The sequence below is a fragment of the Shewanella sp. 10N.261.52.F9 genome (assembly GCF_041471165.1).
GTDB classification, from domain to species: domain Bacteria; phylum Pseudomonadota; class Gammaproteobacteria; order Enterobacterales; family Shewanellaceae; genus Shewanella; species Shewanella marinintestina.
On record NZ_JBFRNX010000008.1, the window covers coordinates 137,758 to 163,301 of the forward strand.

Below are 25,544 nucleotides of genomic sequence, written 5' to 3' on the forward strand. Positions count from 1 at the left end.
TGCAAGTGCATATTTCGGAGTAACTGATGGATACAAGTTTATTGCTCAATCATTTAGTAACGGCAGTGCTCGTTATCAATGACGAGCTAGAGTTACTCTATGTTAATGCGGCAACCGAGCAATTACTCGGTGTGGGAAGCAACCGCCTGACAGAACAACCATTGCCAGAACATTACCAACTCTTAGGCGTCGATCCACAAGTACTTAAGCTGGCTATTTGTGATGGCCAAGGGCTCAGTATTAATACTGTGCCGCTAGTAACAATCGACGGACAACAACATACGGTAGATGTCACGCTGACACCGCTTGAAAATGAGCAAAACCTAGCACTAATCGAGTTACGCCAAGTAGACCAACAGCGCCGGATCCACCAGCAATTAACCCAAGATGCCCAGCAACAAGCTGCGCAATACCTAGTGCGTAATCTTGCTCATGAAATCAAAAATCCACTCGGGGGATTACGAGGTGCTGCGCAGTTATTGTCTCGCGAGCTAAAAGAACCAGAGCTTAACGAGTTTACCGACCTGATTATTGAACAAGCCGATCGCTTGCGTAATTTAGTCGACCGTCTACTTGGCCCACAAAAGCCTACTCTGCATAGTTTGTACAACATTCACGAAGTGATTCAAAAAGTGGTTAAGCTTGTGAATGTCACCTTGCCTGCCAACATTGCGCTGACTCAAGACTACGATCCGTCTATCCCTGATATAGAGATGGATCCCGATCAACTGCAACAAGCCATTTTAAATATCGTGCAAAATGCGATTCAAGCGCTTGAACCCGCTGGCGGTAATGTGCGACTAAAGACCCGCACTCAACACCAAGTCACCATAGGTACAACTCGCCATAAATTGGTGCTAATGCTGTCAGTAATTGACGACGGACCTGGCATTCAGCCAGAGCTAATGGATACCTTGTTTTATCCTATGGTTACAGGCCGTGAACAGGGATCAGGACTAGGTTTATCTATCGCCCATAACTTTGCCCGTTTGCATGGTGGCCGCATTGAGTGTGACTCAACACGCGGCCATACCGAATTTACTATCACTTTACCCATCAATAGTTAATAAGAGGAATACATATAATGACTGAACAAGTTTGGATCCTCGATGACGATAGCTCGATACGTTGGGTATTAGAAAAAGCCTTACAAAGCGCCAAATTTAGCAGTGCGAGCTTTGCTGCTGCTGAGTCACTTTGGCAAGCACTAGAGATGGCACAGCCGCAAGTCATCGTGTCCGACATTCGAATGCCAGGCACTGATGGCTTGACCTTACTCGAACGCCTACAAAACCATTATCCGCATATCCCGGTTATTATCATGACTGCGCATTCCGACCTCGATAGCGCAGTGAGTGCCTATCAAGCCGGTGCTTTTGAGTACTTACCTAAACCGTTTGATATCGATGAAGCTATCTCTCTGGTTGACCGCGCACTAACCCATGCAAAAGAACAATCATCGGGCGTCACCGTCACCGAACCATTAATTGCTACACCAGAAATTATTGGTGAAGCACCTGCAATGCAAGAAGTGTTTCGCGCCATTGGCCGTTTATCACGCTCATCTATCAGCGTGTTAATTAACGGTCAATCTGGTACAGGTAAAGAATTAGTAGCAAGCGCACTGCATAAACACAGCCCGCGTAAAGGTAAGCCCTTTATTGCCATCAATATGGCGGCAATCCCTAAAGACTTAATCGAGTCAGAGCTATTTGGTCACGAAAAAGGTGCCTTTACCGGAGCTGGGAGTGTACGCCAAGGCCGTTTCGAGCAAGCAAATGGCGGCACCCTATTTTTAGATGAAATCGGCGATATGCCTCTTGATGTACAAACCCGATTATTACGAGTATTAGCCGACGGTCAGTTTTACCGCGTCGGTGGTCACTCACCAGTACAAGTCGATGTACGTATTATTGCCGCGACCCACCAAGATCTTGAGCAGCTGGTACACCAAGGTGATTTTCGTGAAGACCTGTTTCATCGCTTAAATGTGATTCGAGTGCACTTGCCGCCGCTGTCACAGCGCCGCGAAGATATTCCGCAACTTGCTCGTCACTTTCTACAAATTGCAGCCAAAGAAATTGCCGTAGAGCCCAAGGTGCTAACCAAAGAAACCGCCACTAAGCTGTCACAACTGCCTTGGCCGGGCAACGTGCGCCAGCTTGAAAACACCTGTAGATGGTTAACCGTTATGGCCTCAGGCCAAGAAATTCTGCCGTTAGATTTACCGCCTGAATTATTGCAAGAGCCTAAGATTAATAGTCATTCTGTTGGTGATAGCAGTGATTGGCAAAGTGCATTAAAGCACTTTATTGACCAGCGTCTTAGCGATGGCGATAGCGATCTACTAACTGAAGTGCAGCCAGCCTTTGAGCGTATTTTGTTAGAAACTGCACTCAAACATACTCATGGTCACAAACAAGAAGCGGCTAAGCGATTAGGTTGGGGGCGTAACACTTTGACTCGTAAGCTCAAAGAACTTGAAATGGACTAATCAATGACATAGAACAAAAAAGGATATCTCATTGATATCCTTTTTTGTGCCACTTAGAACTGGTAATGCATGCCCAAAGTGAATCGCGATAAATCGACGTCAAAGTCAGCTGCGCCAAAGTCGTCAGAATCAAGGTCGACATTGGTATAGTCATAACCTAAACGTAGATTCAAACTCTCAGTTAATGCAGCGTTTACACCAGCACCAACAGTCACGCCATAGCCCGAATAATCAACGTCTCTAAAAGCGCTATCAATCACGACTGCAACAGAAGATACGCCGACTTTACCGTATAGTGAAAAAGTATCGTTTAATACAACTGTGAACTTAGGTGCTACTGAAAATGCCGCCGCATTAACGCTAGCAAAATCGTTGTCGGCTAAATCATTTGTGCCATATAACGTGGCCTCTAAACCGAACCAGTCATTAAAGTTATAGCCACCGTAAGCACCAAAGCTTTGTCCAGACTCTGACTCACCGCCTTCTTTTGCTTCAATCGCACCAATTTCGCCACCCACATAAAAACCGGTACGGTCAGTGGTAGCAAACGCATTTGCAGAGCTAGTTATTGCAGCTATACCGAGCGCTAGTATCGATAGTTTATTCATCATTATTCCCTTAAATTATTTTTGATGAACGAACGCTATCATATTCACAACCACCATCGATACATTCTGATGCAATTAAAGCCAAATATTACACTGAGCGATCTAAATCATAACAATGTCATAAACATTTGAGCGGGCTGGGCACTAAACATTGACCTGTACTTCGTTAAATTACACTGTAACTATTTCAATTTAATTAGACTGGGTCTTGGTGAATAATCACCTCAGATTCAACAAACTCTTGCCGCACTCTTTCAGAGGTGGCCACCGCAATCTTATGCGCTTGATGTAAGCTCAAGTCACCATCTAGCTCGAGATGTAACTGAATAAACATGGTTTTACCTGACTCACGTGTACGTAAATCGTGAATACCCTTCACTTGCGGATCTTGCACAGCGATCTCAGTGATTTTAGTGCGAGTTTCATCATCGAGTTCCCTGTCTAGCAGTGATTGGACCGAACGATAAGCCAAGCCAATAGCCTGTTGACCAATAAATAAAGCGATTAACAGGGCAAATAAACCGTCAGCCCACCACCAACCGTATTGCGATAACACTAACGCTAACAATACCGCCGCATTTAAGAATAAATCCGACTTATAGTGCAGCGAATCAGCCTCAACCACTGTACTTGATGTGGCCGCCAACGCTCTTTTTTGCAGCATCACTAAAGCAAATGTCAGTGCAATGGCAATAACCGATACCACCACACCTAAAGTGGCATGCTTAACTTCAACGGGGTTAATTAAACGTTCACCACCATGGAAAAATAGCAAGAATGCAGAACCGAGAATAAATGCCGATTGCGCCAGAGCCGCTAATGGCTCAGCCTTACCATGACCATAACGGTGATCTTGGTCTGCTGGCACGATGGCATAACGAATCGCGATAAAATTGACGATTGATGCTAATGCATCAGCAAAGGAGTCAGTCAAAGAAGCCAGCATACTGGCAGAGCCAGAATACATCCACGCGGCTAACTTGATGACAATAAGGGTTAATGCAGTCGCAACCGCAGCGCGGCTAGCGAGCTTAACCCAGAAATCATATTGGGAAGTGTCATTCATAAAATCTGTTTACTGATAAAGTAAGGGAAGCACAGATCTTAAGTTTATAACAACTTGAGGGAGAATCGGATGATTTCCCTCAAGTTAATAGCAATCGACTTAATAGAGCAACACGATTAAGCGTGTTGTCATTTTTAGTCTCAAAGCTGTTATCTTTTATGGTGCTTAGCAAAACGTTTTTTGAATTTCTCTTGCTGCTCTGGAGTTAGCAGCTGGTAAGCTTGGTTTTGTAACTTCAGCATATCAACAGCTTTTTGCTGACGCGCTTCTTGTTTAGCCGCTAAAGCTTGCTTAACCGCCTCTTCACTGAAGTTAGTTGTGGTGATGAAATCTAGCATCTTGGCTTTTTGCGCCGCACGTTCTTCTTTTGAAGGACGGTTTTGCTTCATCTCATCACGATGCGCACTAAATAGTGCTTTCATTTCAGTTTTTTGCTCAGCAGTTAAATCTAAACCACGGAACATTTTGCGCATGTCATGGTGACCACCATGCTTACCTTTCATCTGGTGATAACCGCTTTTGCCTTCGTTTGACCCCTGGTGGTTTTCGCCAGCGCTAACACCAGCGGTTAGTAATGCACTGCTGGCCACTATGGCAAGCAAACCTGCTTTTAACGTATTCTTTTTCATCATGGTAGCCTCAATTTAATTTGCCTAGCCCTGCTAAGCTTCATTTGACGGTTACCAGTGTAGCTAGCCCAATGTAATGTTGGGTTTATTTAGCGTAAAGCTCTGTAAAGCAGTTTAAATTAACTTCGATTATGCTAACGCTTATCGATCTTTACTTAGCATTACACTCCTAAACTGCAATTGACATCAAAAAGGGTATACTCCCTCCAGTGAGATTATTTTTGAAGGGTAAATATGAGCCGTATATTATTGATAGATGATGACTTAGGTCTATCTGAGTTGCTTGCACAACTGCTAGAGCTTGAAGGTTTTGAACTGACACTGGCCCATGATGGCCAAACAGGACTCGATCTCGCGATTGCGCAGCAATTTGATCTCATTTTACTCGACGTAATGCTGCCAAAACTTAATGGCTTTGAAGTATTACGTGCACTGCGCAGTAAAAAGCAAACACCAGTATTAATGCTCACCGCTCGTGGGGATGAAATTGACCGTGTGGTAGGATTGGAAATTGGTGCCGATGATTATCTACCAAAGCCGTTTAACGACCGTGAATTAGTTGCACGCATTCGCGCTATTATTCGCCGCACTCACAGCCAAGCAAACGATGCTCCACAATCCACTCACCAATATGGCGACATTAATTTAGATCCAGCGCGTCAAGAAGTGCACTGCCAAGAGCAGTTAATCATTCTAACGGGTACCGAGTTTAGCCTTCTATTTGAGCTGGTTAAAAATACCGGAGAACTGGCAAGCAAAGAAACTTTAAGTGAGAAAGTCTTAGGCAAAAAGTTGATGCCTTTTGACCGTAGCTTAGATATGCACCTTTCTAACTTGCGAAAAAAGATGCCTGAACGCAGCGACGGTCGCCCACGCGTAAAAACAATACGCGGCAAAGGTTATATCTGGTTACCGTAAATGCAGCTCAGAAAAAACCCCAACAATATATTCGTAAAATTACTATTGGGCTTTTGGCTCTGTAGCTCGTTGATCATTGCCCTTATTGGTTTACTACCTCTGATGCAGCAAAATCATGATCAGTCGGCCATCCCCTATCCACTTGAACGCTTGTTAGAAAAAAGCGCTAAACGCATAAGCCAGAATCCACAAATTTTAGAGTCAGATAAGCTCAAACATTGGAGCCGCTTTAAAGAATTTAAAGGCCGACCTGCGCGCATCTATTTAGTCGATGAATACGGAAAGGTGCTTAACAGTCATAAGTCATCACGCTCACTTAGGCGCTTTATGTTACTCGCTGACGAAGCGGGTGAGCCGATTAAACATCAATTTAGAGACGAGCTAATTTTCGGCCCCTATAATTTTGAAATTGGTGGTAAACCCTATAGCTTATTTGGACGCTTACCCGAGCATCATCCGCGCCCTTGGTTTTTCTTCTTTATCGACAATAAGATTTTAACTCTGAGCATTGCCATTTTGCTTTCAGGCCTATTGTGCGGCTTATTTGCCTGGCACTTAGGTAAACCGTTACGCTCACTAAAACGCAGTGCTGATGCGTTAGCTGATGGCGACTTAAGTAGCCGTGTCGATATGGCAACGGTTAAACGCAATGACGAAATAGGTCAATTGGCTCAAGCATTTAACAGTATGGCTGACTCGGTTGAAGATATGGTCAAGAGCCAACAAAGACTGATTAGCGATATTTCTCATGAGCTGCGCACGCCCTTAACTCGACTTAAATTGTCTTTAGCTTTGAGTCGTAAAAAGGGCCAAGAGACCGCCGAAACCGAGCGTATTGAATACGAAGCAGACCAGCTCGAGCAGATGATTGCTGAACTATTAGAGCTGTCACGCGTAAAGCTGAATGCCAACGACAATAAGCCTAAGCTTGAGCTCGCTGAGATCTTAAGTCAGATCTTAGATGACGCAGACTTTGAAGCCCAACAACAGCAAAAGCAGTTGCACATCGACATTGATGAATCAATTGTATTACCACTCTATCCGCGACCACTTTGCCGCGCGGTAGAGAACTTGCTGCGCAACGCGATTCGCTACGCCAATACTCAAGTATCCATTCAAGCAATGATGGATACCACAGCAGTACAGATAGAAATTATTGATGATGGTCCAGGGATCAGCAATGAAGCCGATCTTGAGGCGATTTTCAAACCTTTCTACCGACCGCAATCAGCTCGAGAAAGAGAATCCGGCGGCTGGGGATTGGGATTAGCAATCGCTAAGGCAGCCGTACAGGCGCACCAAGGTAAAATTAGCGCAGAGAATAATCAGCAAGCTGGCCTAAAAATTACTATTTCGCTGCCGCTGCAATAGCGACAACAGTTTAAGCTGCGTTTGCCGTTTCTTCTTGTTCGGCAAGCCAGCTTATATATGCAGCGAGTTTAGGAAGACGTTTATCTGAGTGGCCCATCAACTGAGCTAACGCAAAACTAAACTGATGGTACATGCTGGCATCATTGTAATGCTTACCTGCGTCATCGCAGTTAATTTGTGCGCCGCGTAAGTAATTAGCAACCAACTCCGCACGATTGAAGCCTTCAACCACACCAATTGACTGTATTAAGGCATTATTCCACTGAATATATTCGCCATAAACCTGCTCAAATGCAGCACGATTATCGTCTGTGGCCTGCTCGAGCAATTCAACGTTTGGCATGACCCGCGAAATAATAAAGCGGTCGTAAAGCAGATCGTCGCGAAGGCCCCAACAATGGTGCATTAAAAACCGAATTAAACAATCTTGATAATCGCAATCATCAATAGCAGCTCGCTCTAAGCGTTTTCTATAATGTGCGCTAGCAACCGCAACCATTAAGTCAGCTTCACTGGGAAAATGATTGTAAATAGTGCCTTTGGAGATCTGACTCGCTTCAACAAGATGTGAACGACGCAAATCAAAACTTTTATGACCACGTAAACAGCGTTCAGCAATATCGGTTAAATAGCTTTCTCGTTGCTGCCAGTTACTCATGTCGACCTCTTCACAAATCTAACAATCAATTGAAATTTAGTTCACATTGATAAAGTAGCACTCTAGGCCGCATTCAGATATTGAGTAATACTGATACCACTATGAATAAAATCGATATCTCATGCTAAAAATTGAACTATTAGAAAGTTTTATTGCTGTAGTTGAATGCGGAAATCTTTCCAAAGCGGCTGAGAAACTTTGCCGTACACAGTCAACCATCAGTTTGCAAATCAAGAAGTTAGAAGAGAGCGTTGGCAAACCTTTGTTACTTAGAGATAACAAAGGCGTTACGATGACCGATGCAGGCAAGACGCTTCTTAACTATGCCTATAAGATGTTGCAGCTCAGTTCACAGGCAATTGATGAGCTAAAAGATTGCCAAAACCGTGAAGTGATACGCCTTGGTGTACCTACAGATTATATCAATCGTTATCTTGGAAGCTTCTTATTAGAGTTTATTCGTGAGTTTACCTGTATCGAATTAGTCATCGATACTGACGTTAGCGGCAACCTCTATAAGCGCCTGCATAACGGTGAGTTTGATGTGATTGTGGCTACTCACTGGCAACCGCCAGCTGCAGGCCACGGGGAGCTATTGTTTGAACGACGCTTTCATTGGGTTGCTGCCAAAGGCGGTAGCGCCCATAAACGCGAAACAGTACCTATGGCCCTTTACCCTGAGAACTGCCCTATTCGCGCACAAGTATTTGCTAACCACCAAATATCAATGCGCCCAATGAGCGTATTGCTATCAACGCCTTCGCCAACGGCAATGTGTATGGCTGTAGAAAACGATTTAGTGATCGCCCCTATTGCCGAATTTCGTATTACCGATAAAATGCAGATCATCGATCCGATAGAGTGCAACATCCCGCCTCTACCAACCTTTAATGAGTCGCTTTATCTTAATCCTGACACACAAACTGATGCGACCAATCAATTGATCAACTTGATTAAGGCTAATGTGTTAGGGCTAGGTGAAGTCAATCAAGCACAAATGCTTGGCTAATTACGTTAATAAAAGAAGCTAAGCTAGAAACAAGCCTTTATAAAAATGCGAGATTAAAACTAAAAATGCCAACCCTTTAGGTTGGCATTTATGTTAGCAATAGTGACTAAATACCGCGATTCTATAACTTAGAAATAGTAAGCGAAGTTGATGTTGAAGCGGTGATCCCAATCATCATCGGTTTGCGCTAAACCTAAACTGTTACCACCAAGCCACAGCACATTTTTCGCCATATAATGATCGACGTAAATAAATAGAGGACCATAGGCAATAGAAACACCAGTTGTATTTAAAATTGAATCATCAAATTCTTCTACATCTGGCTGCACCATACTGAAATCATTGTACACAGTTAGCGAGCCCCAAGAAGTGGCGATATTTTTAGAAAGGTTAGCAGTGTAAATATTACCTTTACTTGCGACCTCATAAAAACCACCTAGCATCCCCATACCAATCTTATTTGGATCAATCTTGCCATCATCATATTGGTCAAAGTCATACGCCAGATATTGAGCTTGCAACCCCCAACCCGCATAGTTCATATCTAGGTGCAGTGCATAATTAAACGTATCGCCATTCTCACCGAACTCTGAGTTATACAGCTGACCATATTCAACAGAAGCGCCAACTATCGTCGTTAACTCACCACTGGTTAATGTGAAGCTTTGACGGCCAGCTAACGTATTGGTTTCTTCATTGTTATAACTGGTATCGCCAACAGTACCTTTGGCTACCGTACCTGCAAAGTCACGGTGGTCAGTACCACCATAGATAGCATTTTTAATGAAGGCGAATTCAGATAAAGAGATACCATTTTCATACTGCGCACTCACACCTACGCCGTAATCATCTTCAAAGCCCATGTAATAATTTAAGCTGTACCACCAGTTGTGAGAGGCATAGCCTTTATTACCAAATGGTTTGCTGATAGCACCACCATTAATCGTTAGATCTTCATTAACATCCCAGAATGCATAACCATATTTTAAATGATCGTAACCGTCATAGAATCGATATTCAGCTTTCACGCCAATATCATTCCACTTATCTGCAAAGGTAATTGACACTAAGTTAAAATCGAAATCACCGCCTTTATCTTTAGAAGACTCAGAATAATCGCTATAGCTGTAATTAGCTCTAACAGAACCACCAATATTTAAATCATCTGCAACTGCTGGAGCTGCAAAAACTGGAAGCAATATACTTGCTACTGCTAAATTAATAATAGACTTTTTCATAATCACCCTTCATTTAATATTAGAGGGGTTCAGCAAAATCTAAATATCATAAAATCAATTTATGGATTCAATATACATTGTCATACTTTAATAATTAAGATACCTAAATTCTAACCCCATTTTTTATAATTTATATTTTTATTAATATGCTGAAATCAATGTATTCCTTGGTAAGGGCGCCAAGGGGAGCTCTAGGCGCCCACACCTAACAATGAATTACCATTTAACTTTGGTTAAATCACACTGAATAACTTCACCACGCTTAGCGGGTGTACCAGGGTTTTCAGCAGACTCACACAATAATGTTGTGCCATAGTCATTACGCTTATCATTGGCGTTACTGCGGGCCCAAACAGACACAATCGCACGCTCTTCTGGCTTCGCTTCGCAGCTACCATCAATATCAAAAGCATGAATAGTATTTTGGTGGAAATACATCAATGAATCTTGCTCTGCACTGCCAGATAACCACATGGTTTGCGAGTTATGTTGCCCTTCATCAAACTGAACACGGCGCATGCTGTCGTCTTCTTTTACCGTTTTAACTAGCGGCGAATCTTCACGAACTGCAATAGTCTTAAACTGATTAGTACAGGCTGGCACACGCATGTTGTAGTACATTTCAGAGATCGCATGGTTGTGGAACGGATATAGCGTATCAACAGATTGAACTGTCATGCCCACTTCAGCACCGACCTTCTCACCATTGATTTCATCAATACGTAATAGTCCCCAATGACCAAAGATTTCTGCGTAAGCGTAACCGCCGCGGATGTTGTCAAAGTTCTTATCGTTGCGCTTACCTTCTTCAGCATACATAGGGAACCAACCCGCTGAAGCCCATAAGTTAGGTAATGAATTAGCACTGATGTCATATGGGAATACTGCAGGCATTTTTACTTCATCGCCTGTCACCATCTTGTAAAAGTTTTTGGTAAAGCTCTCACCATGCTTTTTAACTTGCTTATCAGTAACTTTGTTATCGAAGAATTGTTCAAAGGTCGTGCGCTTGAAATGCTGCGCTACCGGAGAGTTTTCAGTTAACTCTCCGCCTGGGTTATAAATCCAACTCACATCTTCACGTGCGCCAAAACATTTCTTAGCCTCATCCGCGTTATTAATCACTTGGTAGATATTCTTAACCATCAGCTTCATATCACGGCGATCCATTACACACATGTGCTGGCCACCTTCAGTTGAGTCAACCATTGCCATATCTGAGTTTAGGCAGCCACTGTTTTGATCATTAGTTAATGCTTCAGCATAGGCTCGTAAATAAGTCAGTGTTTCATCCCACAAAATATCAATATACTTTTGATCTTTTGCATTATATTTAGGTGATTCACCTAAGCACTGAAATTGAGCGTTATCAATATCAGATCTATCAAGAAAGTCTGGAATATCAGCAGCTATAACACTATTTGATAACAGCATTGTTGCTAGTACTAGTTTACTATTCATATATCACCCTATTATTTAAATTATAATTTTTAATCTCCATTTAAATACTATATTTGGAATTATTTCCAAAAATGGGGCAATAGCTGATTATAACCAATAAAATCCATTATTCGTCACATATTCAAAACAAAGATTTTAAATATGCAAAAATAGAAACATTGGAATTAGTTAATATAAAAGAAAATAAATTTAGAAAGGCTAATAGATAAAAAAGGCCTTCCAATAATATTGAAAGGCCGAAATAAAACAATGCAGGGAAGAGGCCATAACTCGAATCCTTATGGCCAAACTCACTTCTTATTGCAGCTGAGATGAAACTACATTAAGACTTTTTGAGTTACAATTACTTTTTAAACTTATCAAACTTAAACGTATGACAATTGCTACATAGCGGCTGCTTAGTGCCATGCTCACTATGACACTCTTGGCAAGGAAGCTCTTTACCATAGTGCAAGTTGTTATGTGGATTCTGCCACTTATCTTCTTCACTGCGTGCAGTTTGTTCTGCTAAGTCATCAACGTCATGACACTGTAAACACGCCTGATCTGATGGAAACTGTTTAATGCCATTGTCATGACATGTTTTACAGTCTTTACCAATCACTTCTTTGTGGTGGTCACGTATCTCTACAGCTTGTGCAGATAGGCTTAATAGGCAACCAAAGGTTAGCGCTAATACCGCTTTTAATTTAATCATCGCTCATTCCTCTCTATTATCTGGCAAATTTAGGCTTTCATCATGCTGCGTGCAGCAGTCATACCCATCACCATGCATTCAGGAATTGAGCAACTACCCAAACGGCTCACACCATGAATACCACCACACACTTCACCAGCCGCATATAGACCTGGAATAGCTTGGCCGGTAAAGCTGTCTTTCACTTCTGCATTTGTGTTGATCTGCACACCACCTTGGCAGTAATGCACTTTTGGCCATAAGCGAACAACAGTATATGGCGCTTTAATATATTTGCCCTTAGCTTCGGTCATGTTCTTACCGAATTGCGGGTCATTTTGAGTCTTAACGTACTCGTTATACTCAGCAATTTGTGCTTTAAGTGGCGCCAATGGCACATCAAAATGCTTAGCTAGCTCTTCAATTGAATCAAACTTCCAACCTACGTTGTACTTAATAACTTTCTTAGTATTTGGATGCTTCTTCGAATCTTCATAGCTAGTAATTAAAATTGGAGGCAGTGCATTACCCTTTTCATCACGACAATTTAGCTCAGCGTCGGCCCGCGTCTTACGGTCTGCAATTTCGTTCATGAAGCGCTTACCGGTTAGACGGTCAATCGCCACTGAATGCGGGAAGTTATAGATAGAGTAGTTAGATACATAACCAAAACCACCTTCATCAGGTGATGCCCATGGACCAGACTGGATATGTGCCAAATGGACAGGTACCGCACCTAGGCGGAACATTTCGTACATACCTTCACCAGTAGCGCCTGGTGCGTTAGTACAACCTACTTCTGCGGTCAAAGTTGGATCTTGCGCCATACGTAAATCAACGTTTTGAGCAAAGCCACCTGTAGCCATTATCACACCGCGTGTTGCGCGGATATTAGTCACTTTACCAGGTTGATCTTCACCAAAGTGATAGTTATCGCGCATTTTCACGCCAACAACTTCGCCTTTATCACCCACTAAGAAACCTTCGAACTTAGCGCGGTTATGAGTATGAACACCAAGTTTACGGCACTCATGTAATAGCGGCTGAGTAATACCAGCGCCACAGCTCACTGTCGTTTGGTAAGTACGAGCAACTGAGTGGCCACCTAATTGTTGTAGATATGGGTGATATTCAGAACCCGCATCTAAAGTCATCTGCAATGCTTCAACAGCATGTTCAGCGACGTGACGTAATAAGGCTTCATCAGCAATACCACGGCCTGACTTTAATTGGTCAGCCACCATAATCTCTACAGAGTCTTTAACACCTTCTTGCTTTTGCATTGGTGTGCCTGGGGCTGCGAACAAACCACCGTTAATGGCTGAGTTACCACCGAAGTAAGACATCTTTTCAAAAATATGCACATCTTTTGCACCTTTTCGCGTGGCTTCAATTGCCGCCGCTAAACCCGCAAAACCTGAACCTATAATTAGGACTTCAACTTCTTTGTCCCATTTAACGCCATCCGCTTTCTCAGATACGGCTAATGCTGGTGCAGCTATTGCTACGCCTGCTGCAGCTCCGAATCCTTTAATGAAATTACGGCGTCCTAGCAGATCTTTATTGCTCATCTGTCATCACCCTATTAGTTTTTATTAGACGCAAGAATGATAAAGCTGGAATGAGTTCCAAAACGGGAGTTGAACAAGTATTTTCTGCATACAAGAAAATAACATTGATGATTTTTAACCCAAGTCTAATATTGCTGTTTTTTATTACTTTAGAGGTATTTTGGAACCAATTCCAAATGTCGCTACAGTGCAAAATTTCAAACAACAAAACCTTCATAGCTCTGACTTAGTGCAATTTTATTTGATTTATCACCGACTTTTTAAAATGTCATTTACCACTATCTAAAGTGCTAATAATACGCTTTAAAAAGCTTGTTATTTTTTTGTAAAAATAGACACCGATAACCAACTAAATAGTAAGGGATTATCTTGTGGAAATTGGATAATATTTTTGCGTAACGCACTTCCTATGCCATCATTAGGCTAACATTGAGAAATCCCCTATTAACAAGCCTTATAGCTTAACAAACGTAGGAAGTTATGGAACTAGAAGAGATCTATCGTCAGGATCTAAGCTTATTGATTGCCCTGCAAATTCTGGTAGAAGAGCGTAGTGTCACTCAAGCGGCTAAGCGTTTGCATTTAAGTCAGTCTGCCACCAGCCGTATATTGTCGCGCCTACGAGAAATGCTCAATGACCCGCTATTTTCCAGGGTTGGTCAACAGCTTGTGCCAACTTCATTTGCACTTGAGTGTTATCAGCAGTTGCGGCAACCAACAGGGCAATTAATCGAACTACTAACGCCTAAAGCATTTGTACCTGAGGAGTGCCAGCAACAGTTTTCTATTGCCGTTACCGATTATGCAATGCAGGCACTTATTCCGTTTATTTTACCAAGCATTTATAAAAATGCGCCGCAGATCCGCCTTGAAATTGTACCGGTGCAACAAAAAGAGTTACAGGCACAGCTCAGTGTAAAAGGGGCCGATATGGCAATTTGCCGTGCTATCGGTCAAACCGGAAATTTACAGCACACTTTCTTGGGTAAGGTGGGGGTCAGCTGCTTATTGTCACCTAATCATCCGCTGGCAAATAACGATATCACCTTAGAGGATTATTTATATTATCCCCATGCCACCATCGCAATTAGTGACGGGGTGAAAGCGCTACTTGATGAGGCGATTAGCCAATACCCAGCACGTACAGAGCTACTTAGAACACCGCATCTAGATACTGCACTGGCACTGCAATCGGTTAATCCGCTAATTATAACCTTGCCTGAAGGTATGGCAGAAATTGCCGCGCAGCGTCATAAACTTAAAGTTAAACCACTGCCCTTTAAGCTGCAGAGTTTGGATTACAATCTGTTTTGGCATTCTCGCTGCGACCAAGATAAAGCGCAAAGATGGCTACGTGAACAGTTTGCTTCTGCCATCAAAGACCTACTCACTCAGACTCCACAAAATATTTAATTATTAGAACCTAGGACGATTCGCAGCGAGGACGGACTGAATAAACAAGGTACTAGGCCCTAGGACGCTACGAGGACGGGCTGCGCCCTGCTAGGAAAAGCAAAAAGCCAACAGCACGGCCCGTGCTCTTTGTTAGCGTTCCGTCAGTGACGCAGTCACGTTCCCTAGGCCGCAGGCCGTTCGTCTTTGCTTTCCCTAGGACCTAGAACCTTTCTCAGCTTTTCCTAGCACCTACTTATAGCTGAACCAATACGCGGCCTGTTACTTGGCCTTTAATGATGCGCTGAGCAAACTCTGGGACTTGCTCAAGTGAAATCGTCTCGCAAGCGTCTTCAAAGTAGCTAGCAGGTAATAGTTCGAGCACGGCTTGCCATGCTGCTTGGCGCTTGTCGAATGGACAAGAAACGGAGTCAACACCAAGAAGGTTTACGCCACGTAGAATAAATGGCATTACCGTAGTAGGTAGTGCAAAACCACCCGCTAAACCACAAATAGCCGCGGCGCCGCCGTAATTCATCTGCGCTAATGCAGTCGCTAATACCTTGTTACCTACGGTATCAACTACGCCAGCCCAACGCTGCTTTTCAAGTGGACGCGAGTCAGCTTCAAGCTCACTGCGGTCGATGACTTCGCTAGCACCTAGCTTAGTCAGTAAGGCACCGTTTTGCTCAACACGACCCGAGCTTGCCACCACACGATAACCTAACTGCGCTAGCAAGGTCACCGCAACAGAACCAACACCACCACTGGCACCGGTTACCAAAATATCACCATCTTTTGGCTTAATACCTGCTTGCTGTAGCGCTTTCACGCACAACATCGCAGTTAAACCTGCAGTACCAATTTGCATCGCTTTAGCGGCGTCGCAATTACTTGGCATTGGCACTAGCCAATCTGCTTTAACACGGGCTTTTTCAGCTAGGCCGCCCCAGTGATTTTCACCGACGCCCCAGCCAGTAAGGATAACCTTGTCACCGGCTTGATAACGCTCATCACTTGACTCAAGTACCGTACCCGCAAAATCAATGCCCGGAACCATAGGGAAGTTACGGATAATTTTGCCAACACCTGTTACTGCTAAACCGTCTTTATAGTTTAGTGATGAACAAGCCACCTCAACCAATACTTCACCTTCAGGAAGATCAGCTTCTGAAATTTGGCTAACGTTCGCTAAAGTACGTTTTTCTTCTTGAGTCAAAACCAATGCGTTAAACATGACAAGTTCCTATTAAATCTGATGCTGATAAGGATAGGCGATAAATCAGTATGAATGAAGTGCATATTTTGCATGAGAACAATGCACTACACGCATAACAATAAAAAGTAACCTGCTAATAGTCCGGCTCAGCAATATTAGACTAGAAAACCATCGCTTATCTAGTCGACTTTATTCCTATACTGCCAACACTATTTTATAGACTACACTGAGTTGCCGCATAAAAAACGTACAAGGAAGAACAGTATGATTTATAACAAGCCAGGTGCACCCGGCGCTAAAGTTAACTTCAAGTCACAGTACCAAAATTTCATTGGTGGTGAGTGGGTTAAACCTGTAAATGACCTCTATTTTGACAACACCTCACCGGTAGACGGCCAAGTATTCTGCCAGATACCACGTTCAGGTTCTGTCGATATAGAACTCGCGCTCGATGCCGCTCACGCCGCCAAAGACAACTGGGGAAAAACCTCGGTCGCCGAGCGCTCCAACATCCTGCTGCGCATTGCCGATCGCATCGAACAAAACATCGAATCGCTAGCAATTGCTGAGACATGGGACAACGGTAAAGCGGTACGTGAAACACTCGCTGCCGATCTGCCATTAGTGGTCGACCATTTCCGTTATTTTGCCGGCTGTATACGCGCCCAAGAAGGCAGCGCCGCTGATATTGACGCTAATACCGTGAGTTATCACTTTCCAGAACCACTCGGTGTAGTGGGCCAAATCATTCCATGGAACTTCCCATTATTAATGGCTGCGTGGAAAGTCGCTCCAGCGCTTGCTGCCGGAAACTGCGTGGTACTCAAACCTGCCGAACAAACTCCTGCATCAATTTTAGTATTACTAGAGCTGATTGAAGACCTACTGCCTAAGGGTGTGCTAAACGTAGTTAACGGTTTTGGTGCTGAAGCAGGCCAAGCACTGGCCACCAGCAAACGCATTGCCAAGCTTGCCTTTACGGGCTCGACAGAAGTCGGTCACCATATTCTAAAATGCGCGGCCGAGTCGTTAATTCCGTCGACCGTTGAACTAGGCGGTAAGTCGCCCAATGTTTATTTTGCCGATGTGATGGATCATGAAGATGAATATTTAGATAAAGCCGTTGAGGGCATGCTACTGGCGTTTTTCAACCAAGGCGAAGTGTGTACCTGCCCATCACGCGCTTTAATTCACGAGTCGATTTACGACAAGTTTATTGCCAAGGTCATTGAGCGCAGTAAAACCATTAAGCAAAGCAACCCGCTAGATACTGAAACTCAAGTGGGCGCACAAGCCTCGCAAGAGCAGTTTGATAAGATTTTGAGTTACCTACAGATAGGTAAAGATGAAGGCGCTGAAGTGCTTATTGGCGGTGATTTATGCAAGCTTGAAGGCGATCAAAGCCAAGGGTTTTACATTACCCCGACCATTCTCAAAGGCACCAATGATATGCGCATCTTCCAAGAAGAGATTTTTGGGCCGGTGATCTCGGTGACCACCTTTAAAAATGAGGCTGAAGCCTTAGCCATAGCCAACGACACAGAGTATGGCCTAGGTGCAGGTGTTTGGACTCGCGATATGAATACCGCCCAACGTATGGGCCGCGGTATTCAAGCCGGTCGCGTGTGGATTAACTGCTATCACGCTTATCCTGCTCACGCTGCCTTTGGTGGCTATAAGAAATCGGGCATTGGTCGTGAAACCCACAAGATGATGCTGGATCATTATCAAAACACTAAAAACCTATTGATTAGCTACGATGCTAACCCGCTGGGCTTTTTTTAGTCGGCTTATGGTCACTAAATAAGCCTAACGGCTTTATGTTCATCCAACAGGCTAGCGACCCCTTTTGCTAGCCTGTTTTTATGTTAGTTAGCAGTTTCCCGAAACTTGCGATCTCACCAAGCGTATTTCCATAATGGAAATCACTTTTTAGCAGTTTTTCACTATTAGAATTCAATTTTAGCGCAGTAAAATATCCCCACAAAAAATAGTGGATACTGCATCATGACTGTAGAAAATCGTTTCGCACAAATTACCCGTGACCCTCGTCTATCGCCAAAACAAAAAGCCAACTACTTAGCCTTAGAAGCTGAATCAAGCTTGCCATATGTAAAGATCTCAGAGGCTTTAGCACAGGCCAAAACCCAAGGGGTAATTTGCGATATGTTTGAAGGCAATGCGCCATTCAAGCCACGATATGTGCTACCAGACTATGTCAAATTCTTACAAAATGGTTCTGAATATTTGGAGCTAAGCCCAGCACAAGATCTTGACGAAGCCTTAAACGCACTAACGATTATTTATCATCACGTGCCATCGGTCACCAATATCCCAGTTTACTTAGGTCAGCTTGACGATGTGTTATTGCCTTATTGCCAAGGGTTAGATGACGAGACTATTTACCGCAAGCTAAGACTATTTTGGATCATGCTAGATCGCACCCTGCCAGACGCCTTTATGCACGTCAACATTGGTCCGACTGACAACATCGTTTGCCGCACCATTTTACGCATCGATGCCGAGCTAAAGCAGATCGCGCCAAATTTGACCTTTATGTACGATCCTGCCGTCACCCCAGAGGCACTATTGCAAATTGCCGCCAGCAACATTTGCGAATGCAGTAAGCCGCACATTGCCAACTACCCTATTAATACCCGCGCATTTGATCAACAGGGTTTTGGTATTGTCAGCTGCTATAACTCGTTGCCACTCGCTGGTGGGGCTAATACCTTGTCTCGACTCAACCTTAAAGAAGTGGCGTTAAAAGCAAGCAGCATAGGTGACTTTTTCACTAATGTATTGCCGCACTATTGCCAGCTAACCTATGAGTTAATCGATGCACGCGCTTCGTTCTTGCACCAAGAATCAAACTTCTTTAATAGCTTCTTAGTACAAGAGGGATTAATTGAAGAGTCACGCTTTGCGCCTATGTTTGGTATTTATGGCATGGCTGAAGCCGTTAATATCTTACAAGGCAAACCTGACTTTAATGAAGACAGCTTAGACCACTCTATAGCAAAGCAGCCAAGTAACCTTTATGGTCATAACACTGCCGCCAACGAGCTAGGGCATAAGATCTCTAAAGCACTTGATGCCATCGTTAAATCGACACCGGTAAAATTCGGTTATAAAGGTCGCGCACTGCTGCACTCTCAAGGTGGCATGAACACAGATAGAGATGTGACACCTGGAGTACGCATTCCGTACGGTACCGAACCCGACGCGATTTCGCACATCCAAGCCGTAGCTGAGCATCATCAATACTACACTTCCGGCATTAGCGACATTCTGACTATCGATGAAACAATCAAGACTAATCCACTGGCGATGATGCAGTTGTGCAAAGGTGCGTTAAACCAAGGTTTACGTATATTTAGCGCCAACGTTGCCTCTCATGATTTAGTTCGAGTCACTGGTTACATGGTGAAGAAGTCAGATATCGCTCGCTATAAAGAGCAAGGCTCGCGCACTAACACGACAGGCTTAGGTGCTGAAGCTGCGGAAACCGCTAAATTTTTACAACGTCAACCACGGGTTGTCGCTCATGAGCACACACCTGCATATAGCAAGTAATTCAGATATATGATTGACGTAAGGAAGTAGATTAAAAAGATGGGCAGAGTCGCAACCGTTAACCAAATTATTCCCTTCTCTTGTGTCGATGGACCAGGCAGCCGCCTGGTCATCTTCCTGCAGGGGTGTAACTTCAACTGCAAAAATTGTCACAACCCGTACACCATAGATATGTGTGACAATTGCGGTAATTGCGTTGCTACCTGCCCAGCAAATGCCTTATCACTGACTTACAACGCACAAGGTAAGCCTCAGGTTGTGTGGAACAGTAATAGCTGCACTCAATGCGATACCTGTTTATCCACCTGCCCTAAGCAATCTAGCCCTAAGACTCGCCAATACAGCGTGCCGCAGATGCTAGAACAGATCCGTAAGCAAGTGCATTTTATTAACGGCATTACCGTCAGTGGCGGTGAGGCCACCCTGCAACTGCCGTTTATCATCGAGTTATTTAAAGCGATTAAAACCAGCGACGATTTAGCCCATTTAAGTTGCATGATAGACAGTAACGGTTATGTTTCTGAAGGCGGCTGGCAACAAGTCATGCCTTATCTAGATGGCGCAATGATTGATTTAAAATCTTGGCAAGAACACACCCATCGTTACATTACCGGTCGTGACAACCATAGAGTGTTCAGTAGTTTAAAGCTACTCGCGGAGCAAAATAAGCTTTACGAAATACGTCTACTGTATATTCCCAAAATCAGTGATATCGATACTGAGGTTAACGCCATAGCAGGCTATTTAACCCAGTTACCTGCGAGTGTTAGGGTAAAGCTCAATGCCTTTCAACATCATGGCGTCACCGGCGAAGCCCGTCAGTGGGAAACATGCAGTGAAGAAAAGATGCTTGAGTTAGCGGCACGGTTGGCTGAACATGGTGTGGCTAATCTTATATTACCCAATGTTTATTTGTAGGCTTTCTTGCCAGCCTAGTGTGACGCTTTAGGTTAAAGCGCTGAACCTTTGGGTTGTTCATCACTTGAATCTTCAAACCAACGTCCAGCATTGGTGGTTCCAATGGCCTGCAGCCGGCGTATGTGCAGACGCTGCCGTGACACGCTACAAGTCCATCCATGGAAGCTCGGCCATGACGTCCATGTCATGGACGGTCACGGCCGCATCCACACTAAATTAGAAAAGCGAAACTTTTAGTATATGCCGTATATTTTGATTGGGAAAAATCTACAGCGGTGAACCTTTAGATTCTTCATCACTTGAATCTTCAAGCCAACTTCTAACATCGGTGGTTCCAACGGCTTGCAGCCGGCGTATGTGCAGATACTTCTTAGGCACGCTGCAAGTACGTCCGTGTAAACTCAACGATGGCATCCATGCCATCAAAGGCCTAAGCCGCATCTACACTGGGTTAGAAAAGCGAATTTTTTGGATTATGAGTCACACCTAAAGAACTAGGAGCATCTAATTTATAAATTTAAAACAGGCTAATCATCCAGCCAATCCAGTGACGAAGATAGCTCAACAAGATCTTTATAATCATCAGACTTCAGTTTGTCTAAACCACAATCTAGATATAAATACTTTAACCAAGTATTGCCAATTTCATCCCTATAATTATCATTACTCCTGCTCGGTTCCAATTGCTTAAGTATTACTTGCAACTCTTCTATAGGATTAGAACTCTTTTCCCTGCTTCTTGATAATATCAAGTTAGTGGCCGTGTTATCACCAGAAAAAAACGAAGAGAATATCTCAAAATATTTATTTAAAGTCATAAAATAAGATGCATTTGCATACTTATTACCAGAGTTAGGCCTAATGTCTGGTAACTTTAAAGCGGGTTCAAAGTTAGATACCACTATACTTTTTGACTTATAATTAATGGTCATAAATTGATTAAGCTTTAACTTATTGCCGTAACCTTTTTGCTCTCTCTCAAAGTCTCCAGCCATTATATCTTCAAATAAAGCTTCATCTTTTTCTCTGAAACATAGCAATGTAACAAGCATCAAAAGGTCTAGTTTACTACCGATAGGCAAATTACTGAGTGTTGCAATCACTCTGTCTGTAATCTGAATAACGGTTCGAGCGGGTAAATTAAAACAGTTTATAACAGCTGCTATATTCGCGATATTATCTTCAGCACTTTCATTCTCAGGCCATACTGATATCCTCAAATCTCGGAAATATCCCCCTGTTAACTTGCTGCTGTCACAATGGACTGCTAGTAAACTTTTAATGTCTGGTTGTCTCAACGTAAAACGGCTATTAAAAAATCGACCTAAATAATTTCTCGCGTTAAAGCCTTCTCCATAGATAGCTTTTACAGCATGTTGAAGCTGCTCAGTGTCTGTACCAACCACAAAAACTACACCAGGAATATCAAAGATGTACTTGATAGTTTCAAGCATTTCCACTGCATAACTAGGTCTACACCTATCAAGTTCATCTATAAAAACAAATGCAGGAAATGAGCGCCGTTTAAGCTCTTTGTGCTTGTTTTGGTCTAAACCAATTACCGCCTCGACCCACTCCTTAACATGAACCTTTAAGTTTTCAATCGATTTAGCCTTTGCGTCATGCTCATCAATTAAATGTTTAACTAATTGAGAAGCTGCTGCGCCCATATCGATAGGCTGACCTTTTTCATCTGTGACTTTCTCACCAATATCCCCTTCATCTTCAACAGCATTCAAAATAGCTACATGGTCTATACCTAAAAACTTCTTTGTTATTCCGCCCACAATTGCAGGTGCAGCAGCTTTTAGTAAACCCATCGCCTTTCTCGGAGCTTTATAAATACTATCATCAGCATTCTTCCCAGCTTGTTCTCTTAGCTGGCTAATCATCGATGAGATAACCGTCATTAAAGGGTCGTCAGAGTAATCTTGCTTCCATGCATCAATATATACAACCGGGTGATGCGGTTTTAGCTCCTCAGCTAATCGTTTAAGGAAATAAGTCTTTCCCGCTCCCCATTCTGCATTCAAATTAAGAACATAGTTATGACGCTTATCGTTTTGAGCATCGTAACCTTGAGAAACTAAAAACTTTGCAATGAACTCAGCGTATTTCTTTCTACCTAACCTATCAGGCGGCAAAAGCTCCAAAGGTTGAGATCCACTTTCAATACTAAGTTCTTCAGACCAGTCAAAACCACCTTCTAACTTCATAATTTCTCTTAAATTGAATGCTTAAGCAGGCAAACAGTATCTTACCCAACTATGTTTTAAGCAAATAAAAACAAACTCTTGAACAAAGTTTGATTCTAAATCTAGATATAAGAAAACTTTTATTAAGAGTACTCCCAAATTTACTGGATACACCGATTCCCCATCGGAGTTGCCGAGGTCATTGAAGATAAATGGCGTGAGCGAGTCATGGATGACGAGGTAGCCTTAGTAGAGCCATGGATGGCGATTCTGAGGCGATAGCGATTTTTGAAAATGACTGAGGATCAACAACTTCGTTAGGGCCGTCATGGTGGATGCAAGGAGGATAGGACGAGCAGTCCTCCTTGCCCGGGTGTGGGATGGAATCCCACGACGTTTATTAAGCGCAGCTTAATTGCTCAAGTTCAGGCGTAGCCTGATAAGTGGCAAAGCCACAATGTGAATTGTTAGACAACGTCTAACCATCAACCCAAAACTCAAAGCAAAAAAAAAGCACCCCATTGGGATGCTTTTTTGTTTTACAGCCTAAGATAAAACTCAACTACTTAGACTTTCAAAGTTACTCGAAAGTAACTCAATGGGTATCCGAAAATGTACTCAAGAGTCGGATTGAAAAGTAGTCCGGTCGAAGCTTCTAATAACAATGCCTCAGCTCTGTCGAATCCGGCCCAGCCAGCGGAGCTAGCTAATGTCGAACTCCCAGTCGATTGAGTCCTCGTTATATCAATGAACTCTCCGACCTAAACCGCTGAGTTCAAACTAGCAAGAAAACGTGACGCGTGTCAAACTTTTATTTGTTTGCGTTTAAAAACTACTCAAAGGCCACTTCAGGAGAGTTAGCTCTGTTAGTTAGCGTTAAAGCTAGCAACAGAAGAGTTATTCACTACAACGCCTCAGCCAGTCACTTGCAATGATTTTATCGACCGTTAAATCAAGCTAACTTTGTGCTGCAAAACCTTCATGGTAATGCACTTCACCCGCTGGCAAATCACCTTGCAATTGCAACGCTTGAAAATACTCCGCTGGCACACCGGCTAACACGAGTTCAGCCTTAGCTTTAAAACCAAAACGGCCGTAATAACTTGGCTCCCCAAGTACTACACAACCTGCCGCATTAAGGGCATTTAACTCATCTATGGCGGCCAGCATTAATGCTTTACCGATCCCTTTACCCTGCTCTGTTGGCAATACCGATATTGGGCCTAGGCCATACAAATGCTCAGCCCCATCACTAATCGTTACCGGAGAAATTGCCACGTGCCCCACAATCGCGTCACCCTCTTCGGCCACAAGCGATATCGATAATGCCCCAGCACTGCGCAGCGCTTTAACAATAAACTGTTCAGTATGATCTGTGTGCGGCGCTTCAAGAAATGCTGCGACGGTTACCGAATCTATAGCTTGTACGTCATTCGCTTGTTCTTTACGAATATGAATAGTCATGACCAATCCCCTAGAAAACGTAATTAATTCAAAACCTATGTAGCGGTTTACTTTTGTTTTAACTTGCTAAAACGCTTGGCGCGCAAACTCAACTAACTGTTGTTGCAACCACCGCAGTGCTGGGTCATTCATACTTTGCTTGTGCCACACCAAACTATAAGCCACCTCACCATAATCCAGCGGCATAGCCTTAGTTACTAAGCCTTTGGCTTGAATAGCATTTTCAGCCCAACGCCGTGAGCAGGTAAACAGTAATTCACTGTGATGGCACAGTAATGCCGCACTACCAAAGTCGGCCACCGAAATAGGTACTGCGCGATTGTGCGACTGCTGGGCTAATTGCATCTCAAAAAAAGGCGTATTGAGGTCAGTATCGCTAATGCCAATATGACTAAAGCTGAGGTAGTCGTGGATCGACATCTGTTGTTGCTGTGCAAGTGGATGCTCCGGGTTCATCAAGCACACCATCTCGTCAGTAATCAAAGTTTGCCAAACCAATTCTTGCTGTGAAATTGGCGGCTGACTTCTATCATGAGGCAATACAATAAAATCTAAATTGCCTTTAACTAAACCGTAAAAACCAACGCTATCTTTAGCGCAAATATCGAAACGAATATTCGGCGCTAAACGCAATATATGCGCGCTAAATTTAGCGGCAAGTAGTTCAAAGGTACTCTCACGCATCGCCAATGAAAAACGGCCACTATACTCTGCAGGATTGAAAGCTTCTTGAGTCATCAGCTGATTCATATCATTGATAATTTGATGCACACTCGGCCCGAGCCGCCTCGCTAATGGGGTTGCCACCAGCTTGTTACCGTGTCGATAAAACAACTCATCATCAAGGCTTTGCCTTAACTGACTTAAGGTTTTACTCACCGAAGATGGACTTAAGCATAATCGCTCAGCACTGGCTGTAACGCTCAAGGTGTCGAGCATCACATGCAAGGTGATCAGATGTTTCATGCTGATCCGCGAGAGTTTGGCGAGATCCATTAATGAGCCTAAAAGCAGGTATCGATAGGCTGCAATATAGTAGTAAAGCTAGCAGCCGTATATTACCTGTTGCGATTATTACGAG

The 25,544-nt window shown here is 43.4% G+C and carries 22 protein-coding genes; 9 read left to right on the forward strand and 13 right to left on the reverse strand.

What is annotated here, in order from left to right; genetic code table 11:
• Window positions 1-26: 26 nt before the first annotated feature.
• Window positions 27-1,067, forward strand: a complete 1,041-nt coding sequence (gene glnL / locus AB4298_RS06425; RefSeq protein WP_248999989.1) for a nitrogen regulation protein NR(II) — start codon at window positions 27-29, stop codon at window positions 1,065-1,067.
• Between the two features lie 17 nt (window positions 1,068-1,084).
• Window positions 1,085-2,494 carry a nitrogen regulation protein NR(I) gene (gene glnG, locus AB4298_RS06430; RefSeq protein ID WP_248999990.1) on the forward strand — a complete coding sequence of 470 codons (1,410 nt, stop codon included), beginning with the start codon at window positions 1,085-1,087 and terminating at the stop codon, window positions 2,492-2,494.
• A 53-nt stretch (window positions 2,495-2,547) separates the two neighbouring features.
• Here glnG and AB4298_RS06435 read toward each other — a convergent pair whose 3' ends face one another.
• The 3 genes from AB4298_RS06435 to AB4298_RS06445 form a co-directional block, all read right to left on the reverse strand.
• A complete protein-coding gene (locus tag AB4298_RS06435) occupies window positions 2,548-3,105 on the reverse strand; it encodes a porin family protein (protein ID WP_371986092.1) in 558 nt (185 codons plus the stop codon).
• Window positions 3,106-3,298: 193 nt separating this feature from the next.
• Window positions 3,299-4,168 (reverse strand): cation efflux pump FieF, encoded by an 870-nt coding sequence (fieF, locus tag AB4298_RS06440; RefSeq protein WP_371986093.1) that lies wholly within the window; start codon window positions 4,166-4,168, stop codon window positions 3,299-3,301.
• Window positions 4,169-4,317: 149 nt separating this feature from the next.
• Window positions 4,318-4,800 (reverse strand): Spy/CpxP family protein refolding chaperone, encoded by a 483-nt coding sequence (locus tag AB4298_RS06445; protein WP_248999993.1) that lies wholly within the window; start codon window positions 4,798-4,800, stop codon window positions 4,318-4,320.
• A 231-nt stretch (window positions 4,801-5,031) separates the two neighbouring features.
• Between AB4298_RS06445 and AB4298_RS06450 the strand changes: the two genes are divergently transcribed.
• Entirely contained in the window at window positions 5,032-5,715 is a 684-nt protein-coding gene (locus AB4298_RS06450; protein WP_248999994.1) for a response regulator, read from the forward strand.
• Window positions 5,716-7,086, forward strand: a complete 1,371-nt coding sequence (locus tag AB4298_RS06455) for an ATP-binding protein (protein WP_371986095.1) — start codon at window positions 5,716-5,718, stop codon at window positions 7,084-7,086. It abuts the gene before it with no gap.
• Window positions 7,087-7,096: 10 nt separating this feature from the next.
• Here the strand turns inward: AB4298_RS06455 and AB4298_RS06460 are convergent, their stop codons facing one another.
• Entirely contained in the window at window positions 7,097-7,744 is a 648-nt protein-coding gene (locus tag AB4298_RS06460; RefSeq protein ID WP_371986097.1) for a TetR/AcrR family transcriptional regulator, read from the reverse strand.
• Window positions 7,745-7,865: 121 nt separating this feature from the next.
• On the opposite strand from AB4298_RS06460, the gene AB4298_RS06465 reads away from it, so the two are divergent.
• A complete protein-coding gene (locus AB4298_RS06465; protein WP_249000687.1) occupies window positions 7,866-8,753 on the forward strand; it encodes a LysR family transcriptional regulator in 888 nt (295 codons plus the stop codon).
• 128 nt (window positions 8,754-8,881) lie between these two features.
• Here the strand turns inward: AB4298_RS06465 and AB4298_RS06470 are convergent, their stop codons facing one another.
• The 4 genes from AB4298_RS06470 to ardA all read right to left on the reverse strand — a co-directional run bounded on the left by AB4298_RS06470 (window position 8,882) and on the right by ardA (window position 13,699).
• Entirely contained in the window at window positions 8,882-9,991 is a 1,110-nt protein-coding gene (locus tag AB4298_RS06470) for a hypothetical protein (protein ID WP_371986098.1), read from the reverse strand.
• Between the two features lie 216 nt (window positions 9,992-10,207).
• Window positions 10,208-11,452 carry a dimethylsulfoniopropionate lyase DddY gene (gene dddY, locus AB4298_RS06475; RefSeq protein WP_371986099.1) on the reverse strand — a complete coding sequence of 415 codons (1,245 nt, stop codon included), beginning with the start codon at window positions 11,450-11,452 and terminating at the stop codon, window positions 10,208-10,210.
• Window positions 11,453-11,795: 343 nt separating this feature from the next.
• Window positions 11,796-12,149 carry an acrylate reductase cytochrome subunit ArdB gene (ardB, locus tag AB4298_RS06480; RefSeq protein WP_249000690.1) on the reverse strand — a complete coding sequence of 118 codons (354 nt, stop codon included), beginning with the start codon at window positions 12,147-12,149 and terminating at the stop codon, window positions 11,796-11,798.
• A gap of 29 nt (window positions 12,150-12,178) precedes the next feature.
• Window positions 12,179-13,699, reverse strand: coding sequence for an acrylate reductase flavoprotein subunit ArdA (gene ardA / locus AB4298_RS06485; protein WP_371986100.1), 1,521 nt, complete (start codon window positions 13,697-13,699; stop codon window positions 12,179-12,181).
• 480 nt (window positions 13,700-14,179) lie between these two features.
• On the opposite strand from ardA, the gene AB4298_RS06490 reads away from it, so the two are divergent.
• Window positions 14,180-15,112 (forward strand): LysR family transcriptional regulator, encoded by a 933-nt coding sequence (locus tag AB4298_RS06490; protein ID WP_371986101.1) that lies wholly within the window; start codon window positions 14,180-14,182, stop codon window positions 15,110-15,112.
• Window positions 15,113-15,347: 235 nt separating this feature from the next.
• Here AB4298_RS06490 and acuI read toward each other — a convergent pair whose 3' ends face one another.
• A complete protein-coding gene (acuI, locus tag AB4298_RS06495; RefSeq protein ID WP_371986102.1) occupies window positions 15,348-16,328 on the reverse strand; it encodes an acrylyl-CoA reductase (NADPH) in 981 nt (326 codons plus the stop codon).
• A 246-nt stretch (window positions 16,329-16,574) separates the two neighbouring features.
• On the opposite strand from acuI, the gene exaC reads away from it, so the two are divergent.
• The 3 genes from exaC to AB4298_RS06510 all read left to right on the forward strand — a co-directional run bounded on the left by exaC (window position 16,575) and on the right by AB4298_RS06510 (window position 20,804).
• Window positions 16,575-18,095 carry an acetaldehyde dehydrogenase ExaC gene (exaC, locus tag AB4298_RS06500; RefSeq protein ID WP_371986103.1) on the forward strand — a complete coding sequence of 507 codons (1,521 nt, stop codon included), beginning with the start codon at window positions 16,575-16,577 and terminating at the stop codon, window positions 18,093-18,095.
• A 222-nt stretch (window positions 18,096-18,317) separates the two neighbouring features.
• Window positions 18,318-19,886, forward strand: a complete 1,569-nt coding sequence (locus tag AB4298_RS06505; protein WP_371986104.1) for a YjjI family glycine radical enzyme — start codon at window positions 18,318-18,320, stop codon at window positions 19,884-19,886.
• 39 nt (window positions 19,887-19,925) lie between these two features.
• Complete coding sequence (locus AB4298_RS06510; RefSeq protein WP_371986105.1) at window positions 19,926-20,804, forward strand: YjjW family glycine radical enzyme activase; 879 nt, start codon at window positions 19,926-19,928, stop codon at window positions 20,802-20,804.
• 267 nt (window positions 20,805-21,071) lie between these two features.
• Here AB4298_RS06510 and AB4298_RS06515 read toward each other — a convergent pair whose 3' ends face one another.
• From AB4298_RS06515 to AB4298_RS06530, 4 genes are all read right to left on the reverse strand, one after another.
• On the reverse strand, window positions 21,072-21,227 hold the full coding sequence (locus AB4298_RS06515; protein ID WP_371986106.1) for a hypothetical protein: 156 nt from the start codon (window positions 21,225-21,227) through the stop codon (window positions 21,072-21,074).
• A 104-nt stretch (window positions 21,228-21,331) separates the two neighbouring features.
• Window positions 21,332-23,020: a KAP family P-loop NTPase fold protein gene (locus tag AB4298_RS06520; RefSeq protein WP_371986107.1), complete on the reverse strand. Its 1,689-nt coding sequence runs from the start codon at window positions 23,018-23,020 to the stop codon at window positions 21,332-21,334.
• Between the two features lie 936 nt (window positions 23,021-23,956).
• A complete protein-coding gene (locus AB4298_RS06525) occupies window positions 23,957-24,463 on the reverse strand; it encodes a GNAT family N-acetyltransferase (RefSeq protein WP_371986108.1) in 507 nt (168 codons plus the stop codon).
• Window positions 24,464-24,529: 66 nt separating this feature from the next.
• Window positions 24,530-25,459, reverse strand: a complete 930-nt coding sequence (locus AB4298_RS06530) for a LysR family transcriptional regulator (protein ID WP_371986110.1) — start codon at window positions 25,457-25,459, stop codon at window positions 24,530-24,532.
• Window positions 25,460-25,544 lie beyond the last annotated feature (85 nt).

Coding starts and splice junctions, on each gene's coding strand:
- glnL (WP_248999989.1), top strand. CDS start 27: ATGGATACAAGTTTATTGCTCAATCATTTAGTAACGGCAGTGCTCGTT.
- glnG (WP_248999990.1), top strand. CDS start 1,085: ATGACTGAACAAGTTTGGATCCTCGATGACGATAGCTCGATACGTTGG.
- AB4298_RS06435 (WP_371986092.1), bottom strand. CDS start 3,105: ATGATGAATAAACTATCGATACTAGCGCTCGGTATAGCTGCAATAACT.
- fieF (WP_371986093.1), bottom strand. CDS start 4,168: ATGAATGACACTTCCCAATATGATTTCTGGGTTAAGCTCGCTAGCCGC.
- AB4298_RS06445 (WP_248999993.1), bottom strand. CDS start 4,800: ATGATGAAAAAGAATACGTTAAAAGCAGGTTTGCTTGCCATAGTGGCC.
- AB4298_RS06450 (WP_248999994.1), top strand. CDS start 5,032: ATGAGCCGTATATTATTGATAGATGATGACTTAGGTCTATCTGAGTTG.
- AB4298_RS06455 (WP_371986095.1), top strand. CDS start 5,716: ATGCAGCTCAGAAAAAACCCCAACAATATATTCGTAAAATTACTATTG.
- AB4298_RS06460 (WP_371986097.1), bottom strand. CDS start 7,744: ATGAGTAACTGGCAGCAACGAGAAAGCTATTTAACCGATATTGCTGAA.
- AB4298_RS06465 (WP_249000687.1), top strand. CDS start 7,866: ATGCTAAAAATTGAACTATTAGAAAGTTTTATTGCTGTAGTTGAATGC.
- AB4298_RS06470 (WP_371986098.1), bottom strand. CDS start 9,991: ATGAAAAAGTCTATTATTAATTTAGCAGTAGCAAGTATATTGCTTCCA.
- dddY (WP_371986099.1), bottom strand. CDS start 11,452: ATGAATAGTAAACTAGTACTAGCAACAATGCTGTTATCAAATAGTGTT.
- ardB (WP_249000690.1), bottom strand. CDS start 12,149: ATGATTAAATTAAAAGCGGTATTAGCGCTAACCTTTGGTTGCCTATTA.
- ardA (WP_371986100.1), bottom strand. CDS start 13,699: ATGAGCAATAAAGATCTGCTAGGACGCCGTAATTTCATTAAAGGATTC.
- AB4298_RS06490 (WP_371986101.1), top strand. CDS start 14,180: ATGGAACTAGAAGAGATCTATCGTCAGGATCTAAGCTTATTGATTGCC.
- acuI (WP_371986102.1), bottom strand. CDS start 16,328: ATGTTTAACGCATTGGTTTTGACTCAAGAAGAAAAACGTACTTTAGCG.
- exaC (WP_371986103.1), top strand. CDS start 16,575: ATGATTTATAACAAGCCAGGTGCACCCGGCGCTAAAGTTAACTTCAAG.
- AB4298_RS06505 (WP_371986104.1), top strand. CDS start 18,318: ATGACTGTAGAAAATCGTTTCGCACAAATTACCCGTGACCCTCGTCTA.
- AB4298_RS06510 (WP_371986105.1), top strand. CDS start 19,926: ATGGGCAGAGTCGCAACCGTTAACCAAATTATTCCCTTCTCTTGTGTC.
- AB4298_RS06515 (WP_371986106.1), bottom strand. CDS start 21,227: ATGGCATGGATGCCATCGTTGAGTTTACACGGACGTACTTGCAGCGTG.
- AB4298_RS06520 (WP_371986107.1), bottom strand. CDS start 23,020: ATGAAGTTAGAAGGTGGTTTTGACTGGTCTGAAGAACTTAGTATTGAA.
- AB4298_RS06525 (WP_371986108.1), bottom strand. CDS start 24,463: ATGACTATTCATATTCGTAAAGAACAAGCGAATGACGTACAAGCTATA.
- AB4298_RS06530 (WP_371986110.1), bottom strand. CDS start 25,459: ATGGATCTCGCCAAACTCTCGCGGATCAGCATGAAACATCTGATCACC.